Origin of the sequence: Pyramidobacter piscolens W5455, from assembly GCF_000177335.1 — a bacterium.
Taxonomy (GTDB): Bacteria; Synergistota; Synergistia; order Synergistales; family Dethiosulfovibrionaceae; genus Pyramidobacter; species Pyramidobacter piscolens.
On sequence record NZ_ADFP01000071.1, the window covers coordinates 40,738 to 64,734 of the forward strand.

A 23,997-nucleotide genomic window follows, 5' to 3' on the forward strand; every position below is an offset into this window, starting at 1 on the left:
CACGAAAGGAGATTTTTATGTCCGCAGAGAAGAATTTCGTTCATCTGCACGTACATACCGAATATAGCCTTCTCGATGGCGCCATACGCTGCGCCGACTTGGCCAAGCGCTGCGCCGAATGGGGCATGCCGGCGGTGGCCATGACCGATCATGGCGTGATGTATGGAGCCGTCGAATTTTATCAGCAGTGCAAAAGCGCGGGCGTCAAGCCGATCATCGGCTGTGAAATGTATGTCAGCCCCGATGGCATCGACAATAAAGAAAAAAAATACAACCACCTTCTGCTGCTTGCCGAGAACGATGAAGGCTATCACAACCTGATCAAACTTGTATCGATCGCCAATACGAGAGGTTTTTACTACAAGCCGCGCGTCGATCACCAGCTGCTGGCCCAATACAGCAAGGGGTTGATCTGCTCTTCGGCCTGTCTGGCGGGCGAGATTCCCCGTTTTTTGCTTGAAGGGGACGAAAAAGGGGCGCTGGAACGCGCCCAGATGTACCGCGATATTTTCGGGGCGGAGAGTTTCTTTCTGGAAATCATGCCCAACCAGCTTCCCGAACAGGTCGCAGTCAACAAAATGATCATCGAGATGGCGCGGAAGAACAACTTCCCGTTGCTTGCGACGAACGACGCCCATTATTTGAACAGCAGCGATTATGACTGGCACGAACTGCTGCTGTGCGTCGGCACGAAAAAGGTCATCACGGATCCTGGACGCATGTCCTTCAGGGTGAACGACTTCTATTTCAGATCCGCGCAGGAGATGTGGGGGTATTTCGGCAGCGAGGCTCCCGACTCTCTGGAGAACACGCTGCGGATCGCGGAGCGGTGCCATTTCGATTTTGCCCTGAACACCGGAGATTATTTGCTGCCAAAGTTCGAAATCCCGGAAGGGATGACCCTTGACACATACCTTGAAAAAATGGCCCGCAGTGGCTTGAAAGAACGTCTCGGCGTCGAAGTGATCCCCGACGAATACGAGAATCGTCTGAGTTACGAATTGGGAATCATCAAGCAGATGAAATTTCCCGGGTACTTTCTGATTATCGCGGACGTGATCGGCGCCTGCAAATCCCACGGCATCCCCATCGGGCCGGGGCGCGGCTCTGCGGCCGGGTCTTTGGTGGCCTATTCCATGAAGATCACCGAGCTGGATCCGATCAGGTTTGGCCTGATCTTCGAACGGTTCCTCAATCCCGAGCGAGTTTCCATGCCCGACATCGATACCGACGTTTCCGACAAAGGGCGCGACCGGCTGATCAAGTACGTGGTTGATAAATATGGCGTGGAGAACGTTTCGCAGATCATCACTTTTGGCCGCATGAAATCCAAGCAGGCCATCAAAGACGTCGGGCGCGCCATGGGAATGCCTTATGCAGACGTCAACAAGGTTGCCAACCTGGTACCTGACGGCGCCAAGAGCATAAAGGAAGCTGTGGAACAGACGCCGGACTTGCAGGATCTCGAAAAGAGCGATTCGCAAATATCGAAGCTGCTGACTTCCGCGAGCAGCATGGAAGGGTTGGCGCGTCATTGCTCACAGCATGCGGCGGGAGTGGTCATTACCCCCAAGCCATTGACGGATCTCGTCCCCGTGCGCCAGATCGAAGAGGGGCAGGTCGCAACCCAGTTTTCCATGGACCCCGTTGCCAGCCTCGGCCTCGTCAAAATGGATTTCCTCGGCTTGCAGACGCTGTCGATCCTTGAAGAGGCGGTCGCCAACGTCAAGCGCAACGGCACGACTCTCGGCGATCTGAACCGCCTGCCGCTTGACGATCCCGAAGTTTATCGGCTCCTGCAAAATGCGGATACTTTGGGCATATTTCAGCTTGAGTCGTCGGGGATGCGCCGCCTGATCAAGAAGATGCAGCCCGACCGCTTTGCCGATCTGGTCGCCATTTTGGCGCTGTACCGACCCGGCCCCCTGGAAAGCGGCATGGTCGATCAATATGTAAACTGCAAGCACGGCGAAGAAGTTCATTATCTGCACCCGCTGCTCGAACCGGTCCTCAACGAAACGTACGGCGTCGTGCTTTATCAGGAACAGGTCATGAAATGCGCTTCGACGCTCGCGGGCTATACGCTGGGCGGCGCAGACCTGCTGCGCCGCGCCATGGGCAAGAAGAAAAAATCCGTCATGGACGAGCACCGCAGCATCTTTATCAACGGCGCGGCCAAAAACGGCATTGATGCCGAGAAGGGCGCGGAGATCTTCGACATTATCGAGAAATTCGCCGGCTACGGGTTCAACAAGTCTCACAGCGCTGCCTATGCCCTCGTCACCTATCAGACGGCATGGCTGAAAGTGCATTACCCCAAGGAGTTCATGGCGGCGTATCTGTCCAGCAAGATCGGCGCGAAAAAGGAAGTCATGGCCGAGTACGTGCGCGAGGTTCGCGCCTCGGGCATCGACGTCCTGGCGCCGGATATCAATCAGTCTTATGCGGACTTTACGGCGACGAAGAATGAAATCCGTTTCGGCCTTGGCGGCGTGACAAAAGTCGGGGAAGCGGCCTTGAACTCGATTTTCAAAGCCAGAGAAGAAGGCGGCCCTTTCAAGGGCTTCTGGGATTTCATTGTTCGCGTCGACAAGCACAGCGTCGGCAAAGCCGTCATTGAAAGCCTGATCAAGGCCGGCGCCTTCGATAGCCTGAACTCGAACCGGAAGCAGCTTTTGACGTCGCTGGACAACCTGTTTGAAGTCGCTTCGAGGCGGGATTCGCAGGGCGATCAAGGGTCGCTCTTCGGCGATATGACGTCCGAAGACCAGCCGGAGCTCGCCGAAGTTGACGATCTGAACATAACGGAAAAGCTGGAAATGGAAAAAGAAGCGTTGGGCATGTACATCTCGGGGCACCCTTTCGATGGATTCCGCCGCTTGGCAGCGCAAAAAGCGAACGCCCGTATCGCCGACCTTCCTTATTGGAAAAGCGACACCACGACGCCGACCTTTGCGGGGCTTCTGTCGGGGTGGCAGGAAAAAATGACGAAGCGGGGAGACGCCATGGGAATCTTCAGCATTGACGACGGCGAGGACGAGATCAAGGTGATCTGTTTCCCCAAAGCGCGCAGTGGAAAGTCATGGCTTGAAATAAAGCCGACGTTGTTCGAAGGCAAGCCTTACCTTGTCACCGGGCGACCGGACGACCGCGGTGAAAGAACGATCATCGCAACGGACGTTCAACCGCTTGAAAATGACGCTTCAGATCACAATTACGTGGAGATCTGCCTGTCGTTGGACGCTTTGAGGGAGATCCCGCAGAAAAAATTCCTGACGATGCTGAAAGAACATCGCGGCCGGCAGACGGTTATTCTCAAAGTCGATGATGATGTCGAAACCGCGGCCATAGCGCTGCCGAATGTAAGAGTGACCTCGTCCAGAGCGCTTGAGGACGATCTTGTCGCGCTTTTTGGAAGAGGAGAAGCGCGGATCGGCGCTTCGTTTCCCGGCGACAGAGAGGAGACGCCAGTCTATGGAGCATAAAGTTAAAATCGTCTGCACCCTTGGGCCTGCGAGTCTCAACAGGGAAACTCTCGGCGGCATCGTGGATGCCGGCATGAACGTGGCCCGGCTTAATTTCAGCCATGGAACGCATGAGAGCCATCTGGAGGCGCTTCATTTGGTGAGGGATGTCGCCGCGGAGAAAAAAACGTCCGTAGCGGTCATGCTCGACACCAAAGGCCCGGAGATCCGCACGACGCTGCTCGAAAACGATCAGCCGGTAGCGCTGCAGCAGGGGCAGTTTTTTGAGCTGCGTCCCGACGACGGCAGCCGCGGCTGCGACAAATGGGTCTGTGTGACCCATCCGACTCTGGCGCGCGAATGTGCCGTCGGGCAAGACGTCTTTATCGACGACGGCACGATCCATCTTAAAATCGTCGAGATCCGCGGCGACGTGCTCGTCTGCAAGGTGATCGTCGGAGGCCTGCTGTCGAACCGAAAGGGAATCAACGTTCCCGATGCGGAGATCAGCCTGCCGACGCTTTCCGACAAGGATAAGGCCGACATCCTCTGGGGCGTGGAAAACGACGTCGATTTTATTGCCGTTTCCTTCGTGCGGAATCGCGACGACGTCTTGGCTGTCCGGCGCGTGATCGAGGAAGCCGGCGGCGACATCAAGCTGATCGCGAAAATCGAGAGCCGAAAAGCGGTCGAACGCCTCGACGAGATCGCCGACGTCGTCGACGGCATGATGGTCGCGCGCGGTGATTTAGGGGTGGAGATCCCGACGGAAGACGTGCCCCTGGTTCAGAAACAGATCATCGACATCTGCCGCAGCCGGGGAAAGCTGACGATCGTGGCCACGCAAATGCTGGACTCGATGATCCGCAATCCGCGTCCCACGCGGGCGGAGGCGAACGACGTCGCCAACGCCGTTCTCGACGGCGCGGACGCGGTGATGCTGTCCGGTGAATCCGCGGCCGGAAAATATCCGGTCCGCGCGGTTGAGACCATGGCGCGAATCGTCCACCGGGCGGAGGAAGGCCTTGTTCGCTGGCAAAGACCCTTTGCGGTTCCGACGCTGGAGGACAGCGTGCCCGACGGCGTGAGCATGGCGGCCGTCGAACTGGCGCGAAAATTGAGGGCGCGCGCGATCGTGTCGCTGACGCGCAGCGGTTCGACCGCGACCATGGTCAGCAAATACCGCCCGGAATGTCCGATCCTGGCCGTGACTCCGTCGGAAAAGAGCTGCCGTGAAATGTGCCTGTACTGGGGAGTTTTCCCTGTCATGTGCCCGGAAGGGGGCACCGAAGAACAAACGATCAAGGACGCCGTGCGAGCCGTCATGCAGCGGGGCTACGCCGAAGAGGGCGATATGCTTGTGATCACTGCCGGAATGCCGCTGGGCGTTTCCGGGACGACGAACATGCTGCGCGTTTATACGATCGGCCAGATTGTGGCCAGAGGGCTGCCGGTGCTGCCGGGCGTCGTCACCGGCCGGGTTCTCGTCGTCAAAAAGGTCGAGGATCTGGTGGGAATTCAGAATGGAGATGTTCTGGTCACCGGCAGCACGACAAAAGACTACGTCAAATATCTTGATAAGGTCTCGGCCGTGGTGACGGAAGAGGGCGGTCTCACCAGCCATGCGGCGATCGTTTCTCTGGAGCTGGGGTTGCCCTGCATCGTCGGCGCCAAGGGGGCCGTTGCGTCGCTCCGGACGGGAATGGTTGTGACGGTCGACACCAAAGCGGGACTTGTCTATAAGGGCGTCGTCAATACCGGCGCACGGACCGGCGCGTGATTTTGAGCGAAGGGGCGATGTTTTTGCGACGGGTTGTGTGATATGATTTAGCGGTTCTTCCAAAAATATCACAAAAATGAGCCGGAAAAGGAGTGTTGTTCTTGTCCGTAGGCGTGCTGAAATTTTTCAGATGGCAGGATGTCATCGATATAGCACTGGTAACCTATATTATTTATAAGACGCTCAGTCTTCTGGTCGGGACACGGGCGATACAGCTGGTCAAGGGCCTTTTCCTGCTTGTTGTTCTCTCTTTTGCCGCGCGCTGGCTCAATCTGGATACTTTTTCATGGATCTTGACCCAAGGATTCAGCGCGCTGCTCATCATCGTGCCGATCATTTTTCAGCCCGAACTGCGTCGCATCCTCGAAGAGCTTGGCCGCGGCAGCATGTGGCGGCGGAGCAAAGCGTTGAAACGGGCTGAAGTCGTCGCCGACGAAGTCTCGAAGGCGCTGATGTATTGCTGCGCGCATAAAATCGGCGCGCTGATCGTCCTGCAGAGGGGGACGGGGCTGAAGGATTACTGGCGGAACGCCGTGCTCCTCAACGCGGATATCACTCAAGAGCTGATCATCGCCATTTTCTGGCCGAACAACCCGCTTCATGACGGGGCCACGATCATCGACACGGAGCAGATCATTTCCGCCGGATGCTATCTGCCTCTCACGGAAGATGCGGATCTGTCCCGCTGGCTGGGAACGCGGCATCGCGCCGCGATCGGCGTGACCGAAGTCTCCGACGCGGTGTCGTTGATCGTTTCCGAGGAACGCGGCGAGATCTCGCTGGCGATCGGCGGAAGAATCTCGAGAAATTTGAAAGAGTCACAGCTGAAAAAATATCTTGTCCACTATTTTTCCGGGCAGGATCAGGAGCAGCAGGGCGTTCTGGAAAGTCTCAAGGAAGAGCTGCGCTCTTTTGGCGGCAACGATTAGGTGATTGGCGATGAAAAAGAATCAGCCTGCCCGTCTTGACGATTGGCTTTCTTCCAGAAGTTTCTTGGTTGTTGTTTCGTTGATCCTCTCGTTTGTTTTGTGGTTCTACGTCGTCGGCAATCGCAACGAGGAAATTGCCAAGACGTATGAAGTGCGCCTCGATTTTTTGAACCCCCCCGCGGACCTCGCACTTTTCCCTTCCGTAAGGACGGTTGTCGTCACGTTGAACGGCGAGCGTCGGGCGATGAACGTCCTGCAAAACTCCCAGCTCACCTCCGAAGTCGATCTGAAAGATCTGAGCGCCGGGCGTCATACCGTGCCCATTCATTTCAAAGCGCCGTCTCGCATGAACGTGGCGCAGATCGTTCCCAAGGACGTCGAAATCGAGCTGGCGCGCATGATCGACAAGGAGCTCAAGGTCAAGATCCTGCCTCCGGAGAACATGCCGGAAGGATACGTCATGGACGGCGCCGCAGCGGATCCGGACGTGGTGGTGGCTCACGGGCGCGAAGATCAGCTTTCCTCGATTTACGAAATTTCCGTGCGGCCGACTCTGGAGGAACTTTTCCGAGGCGGCGCCTGGCGCATTCCGCTCAGATCCCCCAGCGGGGTGGAACTGGATTTCTCGCCTGCCGACGTGACCGTGTCCGCAACCTACTATCAGGGAATACCGCGCAAGGAACTTCCCGTGGAAGTGAGAACTCGCGGCACTCTGCCGCCGAGCCTTCGCCTCCTTTCCGCAAAGGTGGTCCCCGAGACCATTCTTGTCGAAGGACGGGCGGAAGCTTTCGATCAGGTCGCCAAGCTTTATACGGAGCCGATCAACCTGGCGCGCCTTTCCAAGAGCGCTTCCATACAGACGAAAATTGCGGAGGTTCCCGCCGGCCTGTCGCTGCTTTCTTCTCCGGCCGTGACCGTGAACGTGGAAGTGAAAACGCTGAACGACACCCGCGACTACGAAGAGATTCCCATTGCGGTGACGGGCGCGTCCGCCGATGTGCGCTGGGCCGTCGAACCGGCGACGGTGACCGTGTATGTCGAGGGGACCGCCAATGTTTTGCAGGACTTGACGCTGAAAGATCTTGAACTGACGGCTTTCGTCGACGTTTCCAATATTGTCGCTCCGTCGATGCGCCTGCCGGTCCATCTGAAACGAAAAGAAATCGCCGGAGTCGAATCGGTCGGCGTTGAACCGTTGACCGTAAAGGTGACGCGGCAGTCTCAATAATCTGCTCTCAGGGAGGAGAAACGAATGGATGTTAAAAGCACGCCGGCGCCGCGTTGTCGCTGTCTGTTCGGCACCGATGGAGTGCGCGACATCGCCAACAGGGGATCTATGACTCCGGAGATGGCGCTTCGTCTGGGAAGGGCGTATGTCCTGTTTTTGATTCAGCGCGGCACGCCGCGCCCCAAGATCGTGGTCGGGCGCGATACGCGGCGTTCGGGCAAAATGCTGGAATCGGCGCTTGTCGCGGGAATGATGTCCGCGGGAGCCGAGGTTATTTTGCTGGGCGTGATCCCGACTCCGGCCGTAAGCTACGGAGTTCTTTTCTTCAAAGCGCAGGGCGGAGCGATCATCAGCGCTTCCCATAATCCGCCGGAATACAACGGCATCAAATTTCTCAGCGGCGCGGGACAAAAGCTGCGCGACAGCGAAGAGCTGGAGATCGAGGATTATCTCGGGGACGACCTGATCGACGACTGGCGGCCTTCCGGAGCTTCCATCGGCGAGATGGTTTCGGAGGAGGGTTTTGCGATCATGTACGCCGACCGCGTGCTCCAGATCCTCGACAGCGATCGCCTTTCCGGCATGAAGATCGTTTTCGACTGCGCCAACGGCGCCGCTTCGACCGTCGTCCCATTGATCGCGCAAAAGCTTGAGTGCGAGAGCGTGCTGATCGGCGCCGAGCCCGACGGACTGAACATCAACGAGAAAAGCGGCGTCATGCATTTGGAGGCTTTGACCGAGGCGGTGCGGGCAAATGACGCCGATATCGGCATCGCTTATGACGGAGACGCCGATCGCGTCCTGTTGGTCGACCGGCAGGGCAAGGTCATCGACGGCGACATCGTGCTTTGGGTTCTGGCGCGCTGGCTGCAGCGGGAAGGCATTCTCGGCAGTGGCGTCGTCGCGACGGTGATGAGCAACGGCATTCTGGAAAATCATCTGCGCAAGGAAGGAATTCAGGTTTTCCGCTGTGCCGTGGGCGACCGATACGTTCTTGACATGATGAAAAGCACGGCTTCCGGACTGGGCGGCGAACAATCCGGGCACGTGATCATCGACCATTACGTCAGAACCGGCGACGGGCTCTGCACGGGCTTCGCCTTCCTGCGCGCATGCCGCGAGTTGGGGGAAGTGCCTGAAACTCTGGTGGACCGTTTCGATCCGTTCCCGCAGGAACTGACGAATATCACTGTCTCGGATCGGGATAAGGTTATGCAGGACGCGGAATTGAGAAATGCCATCGAACAGACGAATCGCGAATTGGGGACGACCGGGCGCGTGTTTTTGCGTTCTTCGGGGACGGAACCGCTGATCCGTCTGCTGGTGGAATGCAAGGACCGCGATACGCTCGCGTCGCTGTCGAAGAAGTTCGGCGCGATGATTCGCGCTCTTTAGAGCCCGCCGCGCTTGTCGCACGGGGAGGATTGGACCGTACGGTTCAATCCTCCCCGTTTTTGTGATAATATAAACGCCGGGAGGAAACGAACGAACGGAAGCGCCAGGACTGAACCGCTTCTCACTCCGCGGCGACAGTCGACGAGGACGAAAGTGATCGAACCATTCGGCGGATGCTTTCGTGGCGGGCGAAGGGGAGCCATGAACCTCCGTCACAAAACCCCGGGGCGACCCGGGAACAAACGGCGGAGGCCCTTCAATGCTGAGGAGGTTGCTCAGTATGTGTGGAATTGTTGGTTATGTCGGCGCCAAGAATGCCTGCGAGATTGTCGTTCGAGGGCTGGAGCGCCTTGAATATCGCGGGTACGACTCTGCGGGAGTAGCCGTCTGCGAGAAGGGCGCCTTCAGGACGGTCAAAACCGTGGGCAAGGTGGCGAAGCTGAAAGAACTTGTCGGAGCGGGCGGCCTGAGCGGAAACATCGGCATCGGGCACACTCGCTGGGCCACTCACGGCGGCGTGACGACGGCGAACGCCCATCCTCACACCGATGAGAAGCATACGGTGGTTCTCGTCCACAATGGGATCATCGAAAACTACAAGGAACTCCGCGACGAACTCGTCGCTCGGAACGTGCACTTCAGCTCGGAGACGGATACGGAAGTTGCGGCGCAGCTTCTTGCCCGGCTCTATGACGGAGAACCTGTCAAAGCCCTGTGCCGGCTCTTCAAGAAGTGCCGCGGAGCGTTTGCCTTTGTGCTTGTTTTCGGCGATCGACCGGATGAACTCTACTGCGTGAGGAAAGGCGCGCCGCTGGTCGTCGCTCTGGGAGACGGCGAAGCGTATTGCGCGTCGGACGTCCCGGCAATCGTCGAGCATGCGGACAAAGTGATCTTTTTGAACGAAGGCGAGATCTGTCGTCTGAGCACATCGGGCGCCGAGTTCTGGGATCTTGACGGCGTTGCGCACCAGCGCCGCACTGTTTCCGTGGAAGTGGACGCGGCGATGATCGACAAAGCCGGCTACCCGCATTTCATGTTGAAAGAAATCAACGAGCAGGGCTCCGTCCTGCGTCGCGCGCTTTTTGGCCGTACCGCAAGCGACCTGATCGATCTCGGCGGCGAGTGGGGGATCGCGCCTGAAAAGGCCAAGACGTTCAAGCGAATGGATCTCGTTGCCTGCGGCACGTCCTTCTATGCCGCAACCGTCGCGCAGCGAGTGTTGGAGAAATATCTGAAGATCGACATTCGCGTCGACATCGCTTCCGAATACCGATATCGACCGCTCAGAGCCGACGGGGATACCATGGCGGTTTTCGTATCCCAGTCGGGAGAGACCCTTGACACGCTCGAGGCGCTTCGGCATGTAAAGGGAGCGGGGGCTTACACCGTCGCCGTGACGAACGCCCCCAATTCATCGATTGCGCGTGAAGTGGACGACGTGATCCGCCTGAACGCCGGCATCGAAATCGGCGTGGCGGCGACGAAAACGTTCACGGCGCAGATGGCGGTGCTGATTTTGGCCGGGCTGTACCTGGCCAAGCTCCGCGGCGAACTGTCCGCCGCGGACGAAAAACGCCTCGCTGGAGCGATGCAGGATTTGCCGTACAAGGTGGAGCAGACGCTGCTTCTGAAAAACTCCGTCAAAGCGCTGGCCCGCAAATTCGGCGCGGCGCGGGATTTTCTGTTTTTGGGGCGGGGCGTTTCCTATCCGGTGGCCATGGAAGGCGCTCTGAAGCTGAAAGAGATCTCCTACGTCCATGCGGAGGCATATGCCGCCGGAGAAATGAAACACGGCCCGATCGCCTTGCTCGACGAGAAACTTCCCGTCGTAGTGATTGCGCCCGCAGACGATCTGTTGGAAAAAATTCTTGCCAACGTGGAGGAAACTCGCGCCAGAAAAGCGCCGGTAATCATTGTCACCACGGAAAACGTTCCCGACGTGAACGACGCGGCGGGAACGATCAAGGTACCGATGACCGAAGCCGAGTTAACGCCTTTCCTGACGGTCCTGCCGCTGCAGATATTCGCTTACGAGTCCGCGCTGCTGCGCGGTTGCGATATCGATCAGCCGCGAAATCTGGCAAAGAGCGTCACCGTCGAATGAAATAATTAAAAAAGAACGTTCGGAATGGTTCGGTTCCGAACGTTCTTTTTTGCGGAAGTGGCGGATCGGAAAGCGGTTTGCGCGCGCTTCCTCTTTTTTGTACAATAAACGCAGTCTTCGGGAAAGGATGAACGCACCATGAGAAAAAGCGTGTTCCTGATGGCCGTCGCGGGCATCTTCATGGGCTTCGGCTGGCGCGCCGACCACGCCATGAAAATGCGGAAAATGGAAAACGTCGAAACGGTCACGGCGCGATACGTGGCGGAGCGCGCCGGACGAAAAGATTTTTTCGTCGTGGATCTGCGTGGCGCGCCCTCGCCGGAACGGACGCCGGCCGCTTTCGAAGTCTTTCTGACGCCGGCTCAGCTCGAAGGAGCCGACGCCGCCGCGCGGCTGGAAGCGGCGGGGATCACCTCCGACGCCGAGATCGTGCTGATCGGCGATTCGCAGGAACAGACGGGCGCCGCGGCGAAACGGCTTCTGACGCTGCTGAACTGGAACTCGCTGGTCGTGAAACGGCTGGATCCTTCCGCAGCCTGAAACGGCCCGATGGATAAAAATGAAGAGGAAAAAAGACAAAAGGCCGTTCGCGCCGGGAAATTTCCCCGGCGCGAACGGCCTTTTCAGCGGGACGTTTTTAAGCGCGCGTCACGTGTCTCTCAAGCGAGAGCAGTTTTTCGAAAGATTACGCCGCGGCGAGCGACGCCATGCCGAGGGCGTAGAGGACGACGGCCAGCAGCGCCATGCCGAACAGCAAGATCTGAGGGTACTTGCGCAGGAACGGGACGGCGAAATAGAACGCGGCGCTCAATCCCGCAAAGGCCCAGAGCTCGCGGCGATGGAGCACGGGCAGCGCCACCGTCCACAGCGCCACGGCCAGCAGCCCCACCACGACGGGGCGCATGGCGACGCGGATGCGGTCGACCCAAAGGCGCGCCGCGCCGGAAGCGTTCTCGAAAATCCACACCAGCGCCATCACCACCAGCAGCGGCGCGACGACAACGGCCACTGTGCCGGTAATGGAGCCGGCGAGCCCGGCGAAGCGGTAGCCCAGCAGCGTGGCCGAATTGAGAATGATGGGACCGGGCGTCATCTGCGCAAGCGCGACGGTCTCGCTGAACACGCCGGCCGTCAGCCAGGCCTTTTCGGTGACGAAGACTTCATAGAGGAACGGCAGCGACGCCAGGCCGCCGCCGAAGGTGAGCAGACTGACCTTGGCGAAGATGAAAAACAGGGCAATCAGATCCGTCATGCCCTTTTCCCTTCCTTCTCGAGAAGCAGGTTGACGATCAGCGCCACGATCGTGCCGCCGATCAGTCCCCACACCGCGGAGACCTTGAAGATCAGCACCGCCGCGGCGACCAGCAGGCAGATCGCGGCATCCTTAACGCTGACGAGAGCGTTTTTCTTGCCCAGCTTCCAGACGATGGCGCCGAGCACGACCACCAGGCCGGCCGTGGCGCCGCTGAAGAACGCGGAAATGTAGCCCGAGCCCATGTGCGCCAGCAGCCAGCTGGAAAGCACAAGAATGGCGATGAAGGGCGGCAGCGCCATGCCGAACACGGCCGCCGCCGCGCCGGCCGGGCCGCCGAGCGCCAGCCCCGCCTGATAGGACATGCTGATGCCCATCGCGCCGGGAGCCGCCAGCGAAAGCGCCAGCATGTCGGCCGTTTTTTCTTCGGGAACCAGCCCCGTGCGGTTCACCGCTTCCTGGATCAGGCCGATGAGCACGGCGCCGCCGCCGAGCGTGAAGGCGCTGATCTTGAAGATCATCATGAAGATCGAAAAAAGCCCGAGCTCCTTTTTTTCTGCCTGTTCTTCTATCTGTGATTCCACTGGAGGATGCCTCTTTTCTCGAAGTTGAAAACGCCGCTGAAAAGACGGCGAATTCGTACGGTCTGAACGGTAGCAGAATTGTCGCGCCCTGTCAATGAAAATGTTTTTCGTGTTTCGCGATACAAAATTGAGGATCTGTACCGACGAAAGGGTATCGGTTGGATTATGTAATTAAGATGGCGTTGCGAAATGCCCCCGCATCGGTTAAAATTTAACACTAGCCATTAAAACCAAGTCATAAAATTTGTGCGGCGGAAACGTTGGATCACAATAGAGGAGGAACTGAGTGCATGAACAGAGGTATGTCAGTCAGAGGCATTTCCTGGTGCCTGCCGGAGCGATTCGAGACCAACGAGGATCTGGTCAGGGAATTTGGCACGTGGACGCCCGAAAAAATTTACAAGAAAACCGGCATCGTCAGACGTCATATCGCGGACGTCGACAAGCCCGTGTCCCATTATCTGGCCATGGCGGGCGAGAAGTTCTTTGCCGAACGCCCGGCAGTTTCCCGCGACAGCATCGACATGCTGGTGGTCTGCTGCGAGGCCCGCGACTACATCGCGCCCGCCACTGCGTGCGTGGTCCATCACAAGCTGGGGTTGCGGAAAAGCTGCGGCGCCGTGGACTACGAACTGGGCTGTTCCGGTTACGTGTACGGGCTCTCCATCGCCAAGGGCTACATCGCTGCCGGAATCGCCGACCGCGTGCTGCTGATCACCGGCGACGAAGTGACGCGCTATGTCAACAAACACGACAAGGCGATCCGCACCATTTTCGGCGACGGCTATACGGCCACGCTCCTTGAGGCGAGCGAGCGCGACCGCGTCACCGGCTTCGACCTCGGCACCGATGGCTCGGGGCTTCGCGATATCATCATCGAAGCGGGGGAGACGGCGCTGCCCCGTTCGGAAAGCACGGCCGTGGAGCGGGTGAACCGCTTCGGCAACGTGCACAGCCAGGAGAATGTGGTCATGGACGGCCGCCAGGTGCTCGAGTTCTCCTTGAGAGAAGTTCCCGGTTCGGTGCAGCGTTGCCTGGAACGCGCCGGCGTCGGAAAAGAGGAGCTTGACCTGATCGTTTTTCATCAGGCGTCCCGGCTTCTGCTGGAGCAGGTGCGAGACGAAATGCGTTTCCCCGAGGACAAGTTTGTGATCAGCCTTGAAGACAAAGGCAACACGGTCTCTTCGACGATCCCGATCGCGCTGGGCGAATGCGCGGAACAAGGGCGGCTGAAAGCGGGCATGAAGGTCCTGTTGTCCGGCTTCGGCGTGGGCTTGTCGTGGGGGACGGTGTTGGTGGAGTGGGGGACGGACGACGGCGCAGAATAGCCGGCGAGAATTGCCGAGGCGGAGCGACAGCGCGGACTTCTCGCGTTTTAATTCGCGGCGTCGCCGCTTGTGACGAAAAGACAGCGTCCCGTTTTTCCGGGATGGCTGTCTTTTTCGTTTGCGAGGGCGCGACGCAGCGCGAGAATGCCGAAACGGCAGCGCCAGCTGCGCAGCTTTTATCGGCGCTTGAAAAATTGTGAAACTTTTCCGCTGGCGTTTAACTTCTCTTAGCCTTTTTTGTCTTGACGCTGAGCTCTTTTTCCGCTATTCTTATTCGCATCGCGTCTATGATGAAGTTTTTTAATAGCTTGTATTTATTGGTATTCGATAGTTTTTTCTTGGGCGGAGGTGAACGGAATGGTCTTTGACGGCATGGGCGGGGCTACGGCTCTCACGGCGATTGCGTTCGGCGTCGTTTTTCTCGTGCTCGCAGGATTGACCGGCGTGATTTACGCGATGCGTATCGTCAGCGCCGGCCGCAAGTAAGGCTTGCGGAGGGCGTAAAACGGTTGAAAGCGGCTCGGGCCGCATAATCTTGTGATTTTTCCAAGGAGGAAAAAATTATGAGCGTTGTTTCTGAAGCGTTTGCCCGCATTGTCGGCGAGTCCGGCTTTGCGGGGCTGACGGGCGGCAACATTGTCATGTTGCTGGTGGCGTTTGTCTTGCTGTACCTGGCCATTGGCCGCGGCTTCGAGCCGCTGCTGCTGATCCCCATCGCGTTTGGCTGCCTTCTGGCCAACCTGCCTCTGTCGGGCATCACCTCCGGGCCCGTGCTCGACGCTCTGGGCAATGAGACGCAGGCCGGCGGATTCCTGTACTATATGTCCTTCGGCACGGTCAAGGAGATCTACCCCGTCATCATCTTCATGGGCATCGGCGCCATGACCGACTTTACCCCGCTTCTGGCCAACCCCATCACGTTCCTCCTCGGCGCCGCCGCTCAGCTGGGCGTTTTCATCGCCCTGTTCGGCGCCATGATGCTGGGCTTCAGCGTACAGGAAGCCGCTTCGATCGCCATCATCGGCGGCGCCGACGGGCCGACCAGCATCTATCTGTGCTCGAAACTGGCGCCTCAGATTCTCGGCGCGGTCGCCGTGGCTTCGTACAGCTACATGTCGCTGGTTCCCCTGATCCAGCCTCCGATCATCAAGCTGTGCACCAGCAAGGCCGACCGTGCCATCACGATGGACAAGCTTCGTCCCGTCAGCAAGCTTGAAAGGATTTTGTTCCCCATCGTCGTCACGGTCGTGACCGGTCTGATCCTGCCCATGTCGGTGCCTTTGATCGGCGTGCTTATGTTCGGCAATCTGCTCCGCGAGTGCGGCTGCGCCGACCGCCTCAGCGACACGGCCCAGAACGCGATCATGAACACCACCACGATTTTCCTGTCGCTGACCGTCGGGGCCACGATGGAAGCCGACAAGTTCCTGACCCTCGGCACGATCAAGATCATCGTCCTCGGGCTGATCGCCTTCATGGCCAGCACGGCGGGCGGCTGCTGGTTCGGACAGATCCTGAAGGGACTGAGCGGCGGCAAGATCAACCCGATGATCGGCGCTGCCGGCGTGTCCGCCGTTCCCATGGCGGCCCGCGTCGTCCAGGTGGTCTGTCAGAAGGAGAACCCCGGACACTTCCTGCTGATGCACGCCATGGGGCCCAACGTGGCCGGCGTCATCGGCACGGCCGTCGCCGCGGCCGTCATGCTGACGCTGCTGTCTCACTGAGTTCTGCAGTCTGCAAAAAATCCTCCCGTTCGCGAACGGGAGGATTTTTTGTGGACTGTCATACTGATTCTTGATAGAAAGTGTTAATATAGTTTTCTGGGCGCTGCGAGGAAGTTCGGTCGCTCAGAACTGCCTCGACTGCTGCGCAGCTCGCTTTGTGAATCTCGCTCGCGGCGCCCTCGTGTTCGGCTTTTTTCGATTAAGGAGAATAGTATCAGCCCGTTTCGGGAGCCATGGCAGGGAATGTCGTCTCTTCCCGCGGAAAAACGGCCGACGATAGTGCAAAACAGCGCGGCGCCAAGGCGGCAGAGAGAAGTTCTGTGCGCGCTTTCATGGGATAGCGCTCCTCCCGTTGAAAACGGTTTATTTGCGATCATGGAGGAAAAAGTTTTTTATGCAATCCGAGGTGTACAATGTCAACATGTGATGACGTCGTTCCTGAAGGGCGGCGTCGCTTTGCAGGCGATCTCGCCGACTCGGCCGCGCAGGTATTATTTTTTCGTTCGGGAGAAAAAGCGTATGAGGCTGTCCTCTGATTTTTTCAGTATTTTCACGCTGACGTTTTGTGCCCATAGCCTGTTTTCTGCCGGCTGCGTGCCGCCGTCGTTGATTGGCCCCCTGTCGGAGCGCGTGGGACTGGATAGAGTGCTGGCGGTTATCGGCTGTCGTGCGATGGGAGCATTCCCCGTGATCTGCGCGACGCTGTGGCGTCATCCGCCATTGCGCGCGCAAACGAGCAAGGAGGCAGGATCCTGATGATTCGAGCACATTTTGATGGCGCCTCGCGGGGTAATCCCGGCGAGGCCGGCGCCGGCATGGTGATTTACGACGGCGAACGGGCGATCTGGCGCCGTGCGCTGCCGCTGGGCATGAAGACCAACAACGAGGCGGAGTATATGGCGCTGAGCCTGCTGGTCGACGAGCTTGAACGCCGCGGCCTGAAGAACGCGGAGATTCGCGGCGACAGCAAACTGGTGATATCGCAGGTGACGGGGCAGTGGAAGATCAAAGAACCTCGTCTGAAAGCGCTGGCCGATCCGATCATCGAGCGTATCCGCGCTCTGCAGGCGCGCTGCCGCTGGGTGCCGCGGGCCCAGAACGCCGAGGCCGACCGTCTGTCCAACGTGGCGCTGGACGAGGGCGAATTCATCGAGAGCGCGCCTTCGGATCCCGGCGAGCCGATTCCTGAAAAACAGGCTGACATTTCCGCCGCAGCCCCGGAGCTGCCGGCGAGAATGCCCGGAGGACCTGAACTTCGGCACGTGGGAGCGAAGGTATGGCTCGTGAAAGAGAACGGCGAAGAATTTGCCGTCGACGTAGCGCATCGCTGCTGCACCTGTAAGGAGGGACGCAAAACTGGCCGTTGTCGGCATATCGAGCTTGTTTTAATGAAAAATCCGACTGTGCTGTAGTATCTTTTTCGATGATTTGGGGCGAGCCGCTTCTGTTGTTTGTGCGTGGTTTATCCGGTGAAATCAGGCACGTTGCCGAAAATATGACGGAAAGGCGCGGATCGTCTTATATTTTTGTTCATAAAAATCTCAAAATCCTGGGACGAATAAATGAAAATGAGCTCCACAAAAATGCTGAAAGTGGTATTATGATACGTGTTCGATTGCGTCTATATGACTTAAAAGTTTTTGCAGAGCAAAATAAAATTTCGTCGCAAAGGATTTCCCGTAAACGCGCCGGCGAATAAAACTTGCCTTAATTCCCGTCAAAATCAGGCAGATGCGCTGCAATCACACACAATGTCCGGGAGGAGACACATGCTTAGACCTATTGCTCAGGAACTTGCGGAAAACATTTCCCGCGTTATCGGTTACGACGTCGTCATCACCGATACCGACGGCATCACGATTGGCTGCAGCGATCCTGACCGCGGCATCGGCACGCTGAACGAGGCGTGCGCCATTGTCGGGCGCACGGGCCAGTCCCGCTGGGAAACGGAAGAGGACGCCCGCCGTCTGAAAGGGGTCAAGCCCGGCGTCACCTATCCGATCCTCGATACTGAGCAGCATGTGATCGGCACGATCGCCATCACGGGCGATCCCGAAAAGGTCAAACCGTTCGCCCAGCTTGTCAAAAGCCAGGCCGAACTTTACCTGAAAGAGCGCATGATCACGCGCGAACTGCTGGAGCGCGAGCGCAATCTTCAGGCTCTGGTGGCCGATATCGCCCTGTTCCGCCCCGGCATCAACGATCCGCAGGTGATCGAGACCAAAGCGGCGCTGATGGGTTATGACAAGACGCTGGCCTATTCGGTGATCGAGATCGACACGTCGTCGCAAAGCAGCGAGGACGGCGACTATCCCGAACGCGACCGCACGCTGATGGACATCCGCCAGATCTTCAACGCCCCCGGCGACGTTTCCGGCAGCGTCGGCCCCCACCGCTACGTGGTTTTCCGCAGCGCCATGCGCGGCCGCGAATTCAATCGCGACAAGTTCTACGTGGCGGTGCGCGAGCAGTGCCTGCAGCTGACCGAGCAGCTCAAGCGCCGCGGCTTTTCCGCCGCGGTCGGCATCGGCAGCGTGCAGGACGGCATCCCCGGCTTGGTCTCGTCGTACCGCGAGGCGCAGGTCGCCTTGGGCGTCGGCAGCAAGCTGCTTCCGCGCGACAAAGTCCACATCATCACCGACTTCCGCGTCGAGGAACTGCTGCTCTGTTCCGAGCCCCGCCTGCTCGACAGCATGGTTGAGCGCGAGCTGGCGCCGCTTTTCGTGCGCACTGACGGGGAGGAACTCCAGGAGACGATCGTGGCCTGGTGCGAAAGCGGTTTCAGCGTCGTGCGCGCCGCTGAACTGCTGCATGTGCACCGCACCACGGTGGACTACCGTCTCGAAAAGCTGGAGAGCATTCTCGGCGTCAAGCCGCGCGATTTCCGCGAAATGAGCCGCTTCTACTGGTCCGTGATCCTGTGGCGGAACGGCAAGGGCAATCCCAAGACGATCAGAAACAAACGCTGAAAACTCGTAAAACGAAAAAGATCGGTCGCGTGACCGACGATGTCCTCCGCAGGACAAACGCCAAGCGGCCGGGAATTGATGCATTCATTTGAATCATCAGTTCCCGGCCGCTTGGCGTTTGTGTGTTTTTTGAGCGGAGAGGGGACGGTCCCTTTTACCAGGCGGCGACGCAGCCGTCGGTGCGCGGCTCGGTGGCGCCGATGAGCACGTCGTCGTCGCTGCGCAGGATCATCTGGCCGCGGCCGAAGCTGAGGAAGTCGTCGGTGACGGTCACTTCATGGCCGCGTTTGCGCAGCCCTTCGGCCACGGCAGGGTCAAAGCCGGCTTCCAGTTCCACCTTCTTGCCGCCGATCCACTGCCAGCGCGGCGCGTCGAGAGCTTCTTGGGGATTGAGGCCGTAATCGATCATGTTCATCAACACCTGTACGTGCCCCTGGGGCTGCATGAAGCCGCCCATGACGCCGAAAGGACCGACGGCCCGGCCGTCCTTCATCAGGAATCCAGGGATGATGGTGTGATAGGGCTTCTTGCCCGGGGCAATGCAGTCGTCGGACCGCGGATCGAGCTTGAAGCCGTTGCCGCGGTCGTTCAGCGCGATGCCGCAGCCGGGGATGACGATGCCGCTGCCGAAGCCGCGGAAGTTGCTCTGGATGTGCGAGATCATGTTGCCTTCGCTGTCGGCGGCGCACATATAAACCGTGCCGCCGCACTGCGGATCGATGGGCTTCGGCAGCAGCGCCTCTGCGCCGATTTCGCCGCTGCGTCCCGCGGCATAGGCGTCGCTGAGCAGAAAATCCGTCTTCATCTTCATGAAGCGCGGATCGGCGATGTAAGTCTGTCCGTCGGTGAAAGCCAGCTTCATCGCTTCCAGCTGTTTGTGGACCGTCGGCTCGGCGTCGCGCCCCAGCGAGGTGTCCATCTTCTGCAGCATGTTCAGCGTCATCAGCGCGACGATGCCGTGGCCGTTGGGCGGAATTTCGCAGACTTCGTAGCCTTTGTAGTTGGTTCTGATCGGTTCGACCCATTCGGCCCGGTACGCCGCCAGGTCCTCGGCGCGCAGGAGACCGCCCGTCTCTTTCGAGAACGCGTCGAACGCCGCGGCGATTCGGCCGCGGTAGAAGCTCTCGCAGTTCGTCTCGGCAAGTTCGCGCAGAGTCCTGGCGTGGTCGGGCAGCTTGACGACGCTGCCGACGGCCGGCGCGCCGTTTTTGAGGAACGTTTCGAGGAACGGACGGAATTCCGGCTTGTCCCTGAACGGCATGAAGACTTTGGCCGCGTCGTTCCAAAGACGGCCGACGATGGGATGGACAGGATAACCGTTTTCGGCGTAATCGATGGCGGCGGCGAACAACTCTTTGAAGGGCAAGCGTCCGAAACGCCTGTGCAGTTCGCCCCAGGCCGATACGGCGCCGGGCACCGTGACGGAGTCCCAGCCGCGCTGCGGCATGGAATCGTAGCCTTTGGCCTTCATCTTCTCGAGGGTCTGAAGCTTTGGCGCGCCGCCGCTGCCGTTGAGCCCGTAAAGTTTGCCGCCGAACCAGACGAGGTCGAAAGCGTCCGAGCCAAGCCCGTTTCCCGTGGGCTCCAATACGGTCATGCAGATCGCCGTGGCGATCATGGCGTCGACGGCGTTGCCGCCCTTTTTCAGAATGTCCAGTCCGGCCTGGGCCGCCAGCGGCTGAGAGGTGCAGACCATGCCTTTGCGCCCGTAAATGACGCTGCGGCGGGATGGATAACGATAATTCAGCATGTCGAATTTCATGATTTTTTCCTCCGGCTTTCCTTGAGTTGTGAGCGGACTCGCACGGCGCCTGACGGTGCAGAGCGTTTTTTCGAGGCCGCCGCTATTATAAAACAGATCCGTCGATTTCGTTCGTGTTTTTCGTGGCCGGATTTACGGTGCCGGGAACAGATGCAGGAAAGAGGCGAAAATTCCCGCCATGATGATCGAGAACGTTTTCACGCGGATACGAAAAAAGAGACCGACTCAGCCTGCAGCAGGCCGGGGCGGTCTCGTCTTTTGTCTATGAGGCTGAAAGGATGCCGTCGATAGCGTCTTTCAGGTCTTCCCATTCGGGAATGCCGCGGAAGATCACCTTGCCGTTCAGCACCCAGGTGACTTCGCCGCCGCGCAGGCGATAGCGCAGCGTGTCGAAGAGAAATACGAAACAGCGCGGGTCGTAGAAATCGATGTCGAGGCGTGAGCCATACTCCTCTTTGAGCTTCATGTAAAGCTGACCAGCCGCGACGCGGTTGGCTGCACCGGGAAAATGTTTCAGCTCGTTCTCGGTGTAGATTGCCGTGCTTCAGCCGCAGCCCATAATGGGACGTTCACGATAGATCTTGAGTGCCGAAGTTTTCATGGGAAGCTCCTTTCTGCTCTTTCATCTCCAGGATGAAAGAGGGGGTCGGAAGATCAAGCCTGAGGGGGCGGCTCTTTTTTGACGGCCGCTTTCTGCCCCTGGGTGTATTTGCGCAGTGTTTCCGGCGCCACGGGAAAGAAGGCGTGATCTGTGCCGGCCGCGGCCCAGACGATGGCGTAATTCCACAAATCCTCGTCCAGCAGCGCGGGAAGCGCCTGCGGGTAGCCGACGGGCGGCACGCCGCCGATCCTGAAGCCGAAATTTTCGAAAACGTAGTCGGGCGAAGCCATGGTGACGTGATGCCCTTGGCTGAGACGCTTGATCTTGCCCGAGTGGGCTTTGTTCGGACCGGACATGAGCACGAGCCATGGCTGTCCGTCGACCATGAAGATCAGGCTTTTGAGGATCTCGCCTGGCGTCACGCCGATCGCCTTCGAGGCGTCTTCGACGGTGAAGATGGTGGCGTCGCTGTGAATGATCCGGCCGTCGTAGTGAAGTTCGTCGAGGGCCTTCTGCACTTTTTCAACGGGATCGGTCATGGGAACCTCCTTAGATTTTCCACTGGAAGTCGGGCAGTCCGGCGCGGAGCAGTCGGGCGCGGATGTCGGCGGCGATGGCGTCGCGTTTTTCGGGCGTCGTGCCTTCGCACCTGACGGCCAGCACGGGCTGGGTGTTGGAGGCGCGGATCAATCCCCAGCCGCCGTCGTAAAGGATGCGCACGCCGTCGACGGTGATGGCGTCGTGGTCTTTGAGCGCCTGCGCGGCGATCTGCTTCATCACCTCGAACTTGCGCTCGTCGGGGCAGTCGATGCGCATTTCCTCGGTGTGATAGTACGCCGGGATCGAGGCGCGCATCTGCGCCAGCGTCTCGTTTCCGGCGGCGATGAGGCGCAGCAGCCGGGCGGCGGCGTAGAAGGAATCGTCGTAGCCGTAATATTCGTCGGCGAAGAACATGTGTCCCGAGTATTCGCCGGCGAAGGGCGCGCCGATGCGTTTCATTTCGGCCTTGATCAGCGAATGGCCGGCTTTGTAGTAATACGGGCGGCCGCCGAGGCGGCGCACTTCTTCTTCGAGCGCTTTGGAACACTTCACTTCGATGATGGCCGTGGCGCCGGGATGTTTGGGCAGGATCTCGCGCCAGAACAGGGCCATGAGAATGTCGCCGCCGACGATCTCGCCTTCGTTGTCGACGACGCCGATGCGGTCGGCGTCGCCGTCGAAACCGAAGCCGGCCTCGGCGCGAACTTCCACGACTGTGCGCGCCAGATCCCGCATGTTTTCTTTCTTTTGAGGGTCGGGATGATGATTGGGAAACGTGCCGTCGGGCGTGTCGTACAGGGCGGTGACGTCGCAGCCGAGGGCTTTGAAGAATCTGCCGGCGAAAAGCGCCGCCGTGCCGTTGGCGGGGTCGATGACGATCTTCATCGGCCGCGGCAGGCGCACTTTCGACGCGAGCATGGCGATATACTCGTCGGCGAGGTCGGCCTTTTGCAGCGCTCCCGGCGCGTCGGCGAGGTCGAAATCGCCGGTCTGCGCCATGCGGCGGATCTTTTGGATCTCTTCGCCGTAGAGCGTGGCTTTCCTGAAGCCCAGCTTGAGGCCGTTCATGTCCTTGGGGTTATGGCTGCCGGTGATCATGACACCGCCGTCGACGCCGAAGCGGAAAAAACTCCAGTAGAGCATGGGGGTCGTGACCGTGCCGAGGTCGATGACGTCGAGGCCGCAGGAGCGCAGACCTGCGACGGTAGCGGCGCGGATCCGCCCGGTGGAAAGGCGCACGTCGCCGCCCACGGTGGCTTTGAGGATACCGGAGCGTTTCAGATACGTGCCGTAGGCGCGCGCGATCGCCAGCACGTTCTCGTCGGTCAGGTCGCTCTCGGCTTCGCCGCGGATGTCGTACTCGCGAAAAATGCGGGAAGGAACGGGGATCATGATGTTTTTTCCTTCTTTCTGGATGATCTGATCGGGGATGCCGTCTCATGGTTCAAGTTCATTATATCGTCTTAAGGAAGCTTCGACAATTGGATCGAGGCGGGGATCCCATTTTCCGCCGGAAAATCTATAATGAAAAACGTTTCCCGGCCTCGGTGATGATGGCGATCCTCTCGAATATTGCGGGCGCTCCACGGCGCTCTCCGTGGCGCGCTGTCCGTTCGCTGATTCGCAGTCCCGCGGTGCTCGGCGTCGCGTTGGGAGCGCTTTGGAATGTGGACGTCGGCCTGCCACTGCCGCCGGAGATCCGTTTCCTGTTATGAGTCTAAAAAAAGGAGGCTCTGCGAAAAGGAGTCTGGCGGTTACGTTCCGATTCGGGTAAAATGAGTGGCAGCATTCCGAGGAATGAAAGTTCCGGGAAGGAGACCTTCTGAAATGAAAGACATCGAGCACGCGTCAATTAACGGGGTGGAAATCCACAATCTGGCCGAACAGGACAGCGACGAGAACCTTCTGTATTCCGGAGAGCTGTGGCTTGAAGGCAAGCCGGTCGGCAGTTTCAGGGAGCTGAACGAGGACGAGATGCAGCTTGACATCGCGCCCGAGTTCGAACAGACGATGAACGAACGCATCGCTTCCTATCTTCAGGCGCTGACGGAGGACGAGGAAGGCGAGGGCGGCGCGGTCAACGAGGGCGAACTGTCCAGCGAGATCTTCTTCGAGGACCTGATCGAGCTGGAACTGTACCTCCAGGCTTTCAAGGACGGCGTCACGGAGGGCTACGGCTGTCTGCTCGTCAACTACACCGACGAGGGCGTGGACGTCTTCAGCGTGGAGAACGAGGACGAGGTGGAAAACATCGCCCGCGAGAACAACCTCACCGACTTCCAGACCTTTTACGAGCCCGAACACTTCATCATCAACTGTTAAGCCGCGGATCGGAAA

General features: G+C 58.9%; 20 protein-coding genes. 14 read left to right on the forward strand and 6 right to left on the reverse strand.

All coding sequences use genetic code 11. The annotated features are described in order from the left end of the window. Positions 1–17: 17 nt before the first annotated feature. From dnaE to HMPREF7215_RS06435, 7 genes are all read left to right on the forward strand, one after another. Positions 18–3,485: a DNA polymerase III subunit alpha gene (dnaE, locus tag HMPREF7215_RS06405; RefSeq protein ID WP_009164916.1), complete on the forward strand. Its 3,468-nt coding sequence runs from the start codon at positions 18–20 to the stop codon at positions 3,483–3,485. Then, a complete protein-coding gene (gene pyk / locus HMPREF7215_RS06410; RefSeq protein ID WP_009164917.1) occupies positions 3,475–5,244 on the forward strand; it encodes a pyruvate kinase in 1,770 nt (589 codons plus the stop codon). Before dnaE ends, pyk begins: the two co-directional genes overlap by 11 nt. A gap of 101 nt (positions 5,245–5,345) precedes the next feature. After that, positions 5,346–6,173, forward strand: a complete 828-nt coding sequence (gene cdaA, locus HMPREF7215_RS06415) for a diadenylate cyclase CdaA (protein WP_009164918.1) — start codon at positions 5,346–5,348, stop codon at positions 6,171–6,173. Positions 6,174–6,183: 10 nt separating this feature from the next. Further along, positions 6,184–7,401 carry a CdaR family protein gene (locus tag HMPREF7215_RS06420; RefSeq protein WP_009164919.1) on the forward strand — a complete coding sequence of 406 codons (1,218 nt, stop codon included), beginning with the start codon at positions 6,184–6,186 and terminating at the stop codon, positions 7,399–7,401. Between the two features lie 24 nt (positions 7,402–7,425). Then, positions 7,426–8,796: a phosphoglucosamine mutase gene (glmM, locus tag HMPREF7215_RS06425; protein WP_009164920.1), complete on the forward strand. Its 1,371-nt coding sequence runs from the start codon at positions 7,426–7,428 to the stop codon at positions 8,794–8,796. Positions 8,797–9,076: 280 nt separating this feature from the next. Continuing rightward, positions 9,077–10,900 carry a glutamine--fructose-6-phosphate transaminase (isomerizing) gene (gene glmS / locus HMPREF7215_RS06430; protein ID WP_009164921.1) on the forward strand — a complete coding sequence of 608 codons (1,824 nt, stop codon included), beginning with the start codon at positions 9,077–9,079 and terminating at the stop codon, positions 10,898–10,900. A gap of 138 nt (positions 10,901–11,038) precedes the next feature. Further along, positions 11,039–11,440: a hypothetical protein gene (locus HMPREF7215_RS06435; RefSeq protein WP_009164922.1), complete on the forward strand. Its 402-nt coding sequence runs from the start codon at positions 11,039–11,041 to the stop codon at positions 11,438–11,440. 145 nt (positions 11,441–11,585) lie between these two features. On the opposite strand, the gene HMPREF7215_RS06440 is transcribed toward HMPREF7215_RS06435, so the two are convergent. After that, complete coding sequence (locus HMPREF7215_RS06440) at positions 11,586–12,152, reverse strand: chromate transporter (RefSeq protein ID WP_009164923.1); 567 nt, start codon at positions 12,150–12,152, stop codon at positions 11,586–11,588. After that, complete coding sequence (locus tag HMPREF7215_RS06445) at positions 12,149–12,736, reverse strand: chromate transporter (protein WP_009164924.1); 588 nt, start codon at positions 12,734–12,736, stop codon at positions 12,149–12,151. Before HMPREF7215_RS06445 ends, HMPREF7215_RS06440 begins: the two co-directional genes overlap by 4 nt. A gap of 290 nt (positions 12,737–13,026) precedes the next feature. Here HMPREF7215_RS06445 and HMPREF7215_RS06450 point away from each other — a divergent pair, with 290 nt between their 5' ends. The 6 genes from HMPREF7215_RS06450 to HMPREF7215_RS06470 all read left to right on the forward strand — a co-directional run bounded on the left by HMPREF7215_RS06450 (position 13,027) and on the right by HMPREF7215_RS06470 (position 18,757). After that, positions 13,027–14,064 carry a 3-oxoacyl-ACP synthase III family protein gene (locus tag HMPREF7215_RS06450; protein WP_009164926.1) on the forward strand — a complete coding sequence of 346 codons (1,038 nt, stop codon included), beginning with the start codon at positions 13,027–13,029 and terminating at the stop codon, positions 14,062–14,064. Between the two features lie 357 nt (positions 14,065–14,421). Then, positions 14,422–14,550, forward strand: coding sequence for a hypothetical protein (locus HMPREF7215_RS13915; protein WP_009164928.1), 129 nt, complete (start codon positions 14,422–14,424; stop codon positions 14,548–14,550). Positions 14,551–14,627: 77 nt separating this feature from the next. Next, complete coding sequence (locus HMPREF7215_RS06455; protein ID WP_009164929.1) at positions 14,628–15,788, forward strand: sodium ion-translocating decarboxylase subunit beta; 1,161 nt, start codon at positions 14,628–14,630, stop codon at positions 15,786–15,788. Positions 15,789–16,031: 243 nt separating this feature from the next. After that, positions 16,032–16,544, forward strand: a complete 513-nt coding sequence (locus HMPREF7215_RS06460) for a hypothetical protein (protein WP_040550720.1) — start codon at positions 16,032–16,034, stop codon at positions 16,542–16,544. Beyond that, the gene (locus tag HMPREF7215_RS06465) at positions 16,544–17,200 is read left to right on the forward strand and encodes a ribonuclease HI family protein (protein ID WP_009164932.1); all 657 of its coding nucleotides are present in this window, start codon (positions 16,544–16,546) and stop codon (positions 17,198–17,200) included. The genes HMPREF7215_RS06460 and HMPREF7215_RS06465 overlap by 1 nt, the downstream gene beginning before the upstream one ends. A 357-nt stretch (positions 17,201–17,557) precedes the next feature. Continuing rightward, positions 17,558–18,757 carry a CdaR family transcriptional regulator gene (locus tag HMPREF7215_RS06470; protein WP_009164935.1) on the forward strand — a complete coding sequence of 400 codons (1,200 nt, stop codon included), beginning with the start codon at positions 17,558–17,560 and terminating at the stop codon, positions 18,755–18,757. A gap of 154 nt (positions 18,758–18,911) precedes the next feature. On the opposite strand, the gene HMPREF7215_RS06475 is transcribed toward HMPREF7215_RS06470, so the two are convergent. The 4 genes from HMPREF7215_RS06475 to HMPREF7215_RS06490 form a co-directional block, all read right to left on the reverse strand. After that, positions 18,912–20,519, reverse strand: coding sequence for a gamma-glutamyltransferase family protein (locus tag HMPREF7215_RS06475; RefSeq protein WP_009164936.1), 1,608 nt, complete (start codon positions 20,517–20,519; stop codon positions 18,912–18,914). A gap of 262 nt (positions 20,520–20,781) precedes the next feature. Beyond that, entirely contained in the window at positions 20,782–20,985 is a 204-nt protein-coding gene (locus HMPREF7215_RS06480; protein WP_009164938.1) for a hypothetical protein, read from the reverse strand. 188 nt (positions 20,986–21,173) lie between these two features. Continuing rightward, the gene (locus HMPREF7215_RS06485) at positions 21,174–21,659 is read right to left on the reverse strand and encodes a YbaK/EbsC family protein (protein WP_009164939.1); all 486 of its coding nucleotides are present in this window, start codon (positions 21,657–21,659) and stop codon (positions 21,174–21,176) included. Between the two features lie 10 nt (positions 21,660–21,669). Next, complete coding sequence (locus HMPREF7215_RS06490) at positions 21,670–23,052, reverse strand: phosphomannomutase/phosphoglucomutase (RefSeq protein ID WP_009164940.1); 1,383 nt, start codon at positions 23,050–23,052, stop codon at positions 21,670–21,672. 435 nt (positions 23,053–23,487) lie between these two features. Between HMPREF7215_RS06490 and HMPREF7215_RS06500 the strand changes: the two genes are divergently transcribed. After that, entirely contained in the window at positions 23,488–23,982 is a 495-nt protein-coding gene (locus tag HMPREF7215_RS06500) for a hypothetical protein (protein WP_009164942.1), read from the forward strand. Positions 23,983–23,997: the final 15 nt, after the last annotated feature.

Excerpts from the sequence above, each read along its gene's own strand:
- dnaE (WP_009164916.1), top strand. The coding sequence starts at position 18 with ATGTCCGCAGAGAAGAATTTCGTTCATCTGCACGTACATACCGAATAT.
- pyk (WP_009164917.1), top strand. The coding sequence starts at position 3,475 with ATGGAGCATAAAGTTAAAATCGTCTGCACCCTTGGGCCTGCGAGTCTC.
- HMPREF7215_RS06420 (WP_009164919.1), top strand. The coding sequence starts at position 6,184 with ATGAAAAAGAATCAGCCTGCCCGTCTTGACGATTGGCTTTCTTCCAGA.
- glmM (WP_009164920.1), top strand. The coding sequence starts at position 7,426 with ATGGATGTTAAAAGCACGCCGGCGCCGCGTTGTCGCTGTCTGTTCGGC.
- glmS (WP_009164921.1), top strand. The coding sequence starts at position 9,077 with ATGTGTGGAATTGTTGGTTATGTCGGCGCCAAGAATGCCTGCGAGATT.
- HMPREF7215_RS06435 (WP_009164922.1), top strand. The coding sequence starts at position 11,039 with ATGAGAAAAAGCGTGTTCCTGATGGCCGTCGCGGGCATCTTCATGGGC.
- HMPREF7215_RS06440 (WP_009164923.1), bottom strand. The coding sequence starts at position 12,152 with ATGACGGATCTGATTGCCCTGTTTTTCATCTTCGCCAAGGTCAGTCTG.
- HMPREF7215_RS06450 (WP_009164926.1), top strand. The coding sequence starts at position 13,027 with ATGAACAGAGGTATGTCAGTCAGAGGCATTTCCTGGTGCCTGCCGGAG.
- HMPREF7215_RS13915 (WP_009164928.1), top strand. The coding sequence starts at position 14,422 with ATGGTCTTTGACGGCATGGGCGGGGCTACGGCTCTCACGGCGATTGCG.
- HMPREF7215_RS06455 (WP_009164929.1), top strand. The coding sequence starts at position 14,628 with ATGAGCGTTGTTTCTGAAGCGTTTGCCCGCATTGTCGGCGAGTCCGGC.
- HMPREF7215_RS06460 (WP_040550720.1), top strand. The coding sequence starts at position 16,032 with ATGTCGTCTCTTCCCGCGGAAAAACGGCCGACGATAGTGCAAAACAGC.
- HMPREF7215_RS06465 (WP_009164932.1), top strand. The coding sequence starts at position 16,544 with ATGATTCGAGCACATTTTGATGGCGCCTCGCGGGGTAATCCCGGCGAG.
- HMPREF7215_RS06470 (WP_009164935.1), top strand. The coding sequence starts at position 17,558 with ATGCTTAGACCTATTGCTCAGGAACTTGCGGAAAACATTTCCCGCGTT.
- HMPREF7215_RS06475 (WP_009164936.1), bottom strand. The coding sequence starts at position 20,519 with ATGAAATTCGACATGCTGAATTATCGTTATCCATCCCGCCGCAGCGTC.
- HMPREF7215_RS06480 (WP_009164938.1), bottom strand. The coding sequence starts at position 20,985 with ATGAAGCTCAAAGAGGAGTATGGCTCACGCCTCGACATCGATTTCTAC.
- HMPREF7215_RS06485 (WP_009164939.1), bottom strand. The coding sequence starts at position 21,659 with ATGACCGATCCCGTTGAAAAAGTGCAGAAGGCCCTCGACGAACTTCAC.
- HMPREF7215_RS06490 (WP_009164940.1), bottom strand. The coding sequence starts at position 23,052 with ATGATCCCCGTTCCTTCCCGCATTTTTCGCGAGTACGACATCCGCGGC.
- HMPREF7215_RS06500 (WP_009164942.1), top strand. The coding sequence starts at position 23,488 with ATGAAAGACATCGAGCACGCGTCAATTAACGGGGTGGAAATCCACAAT.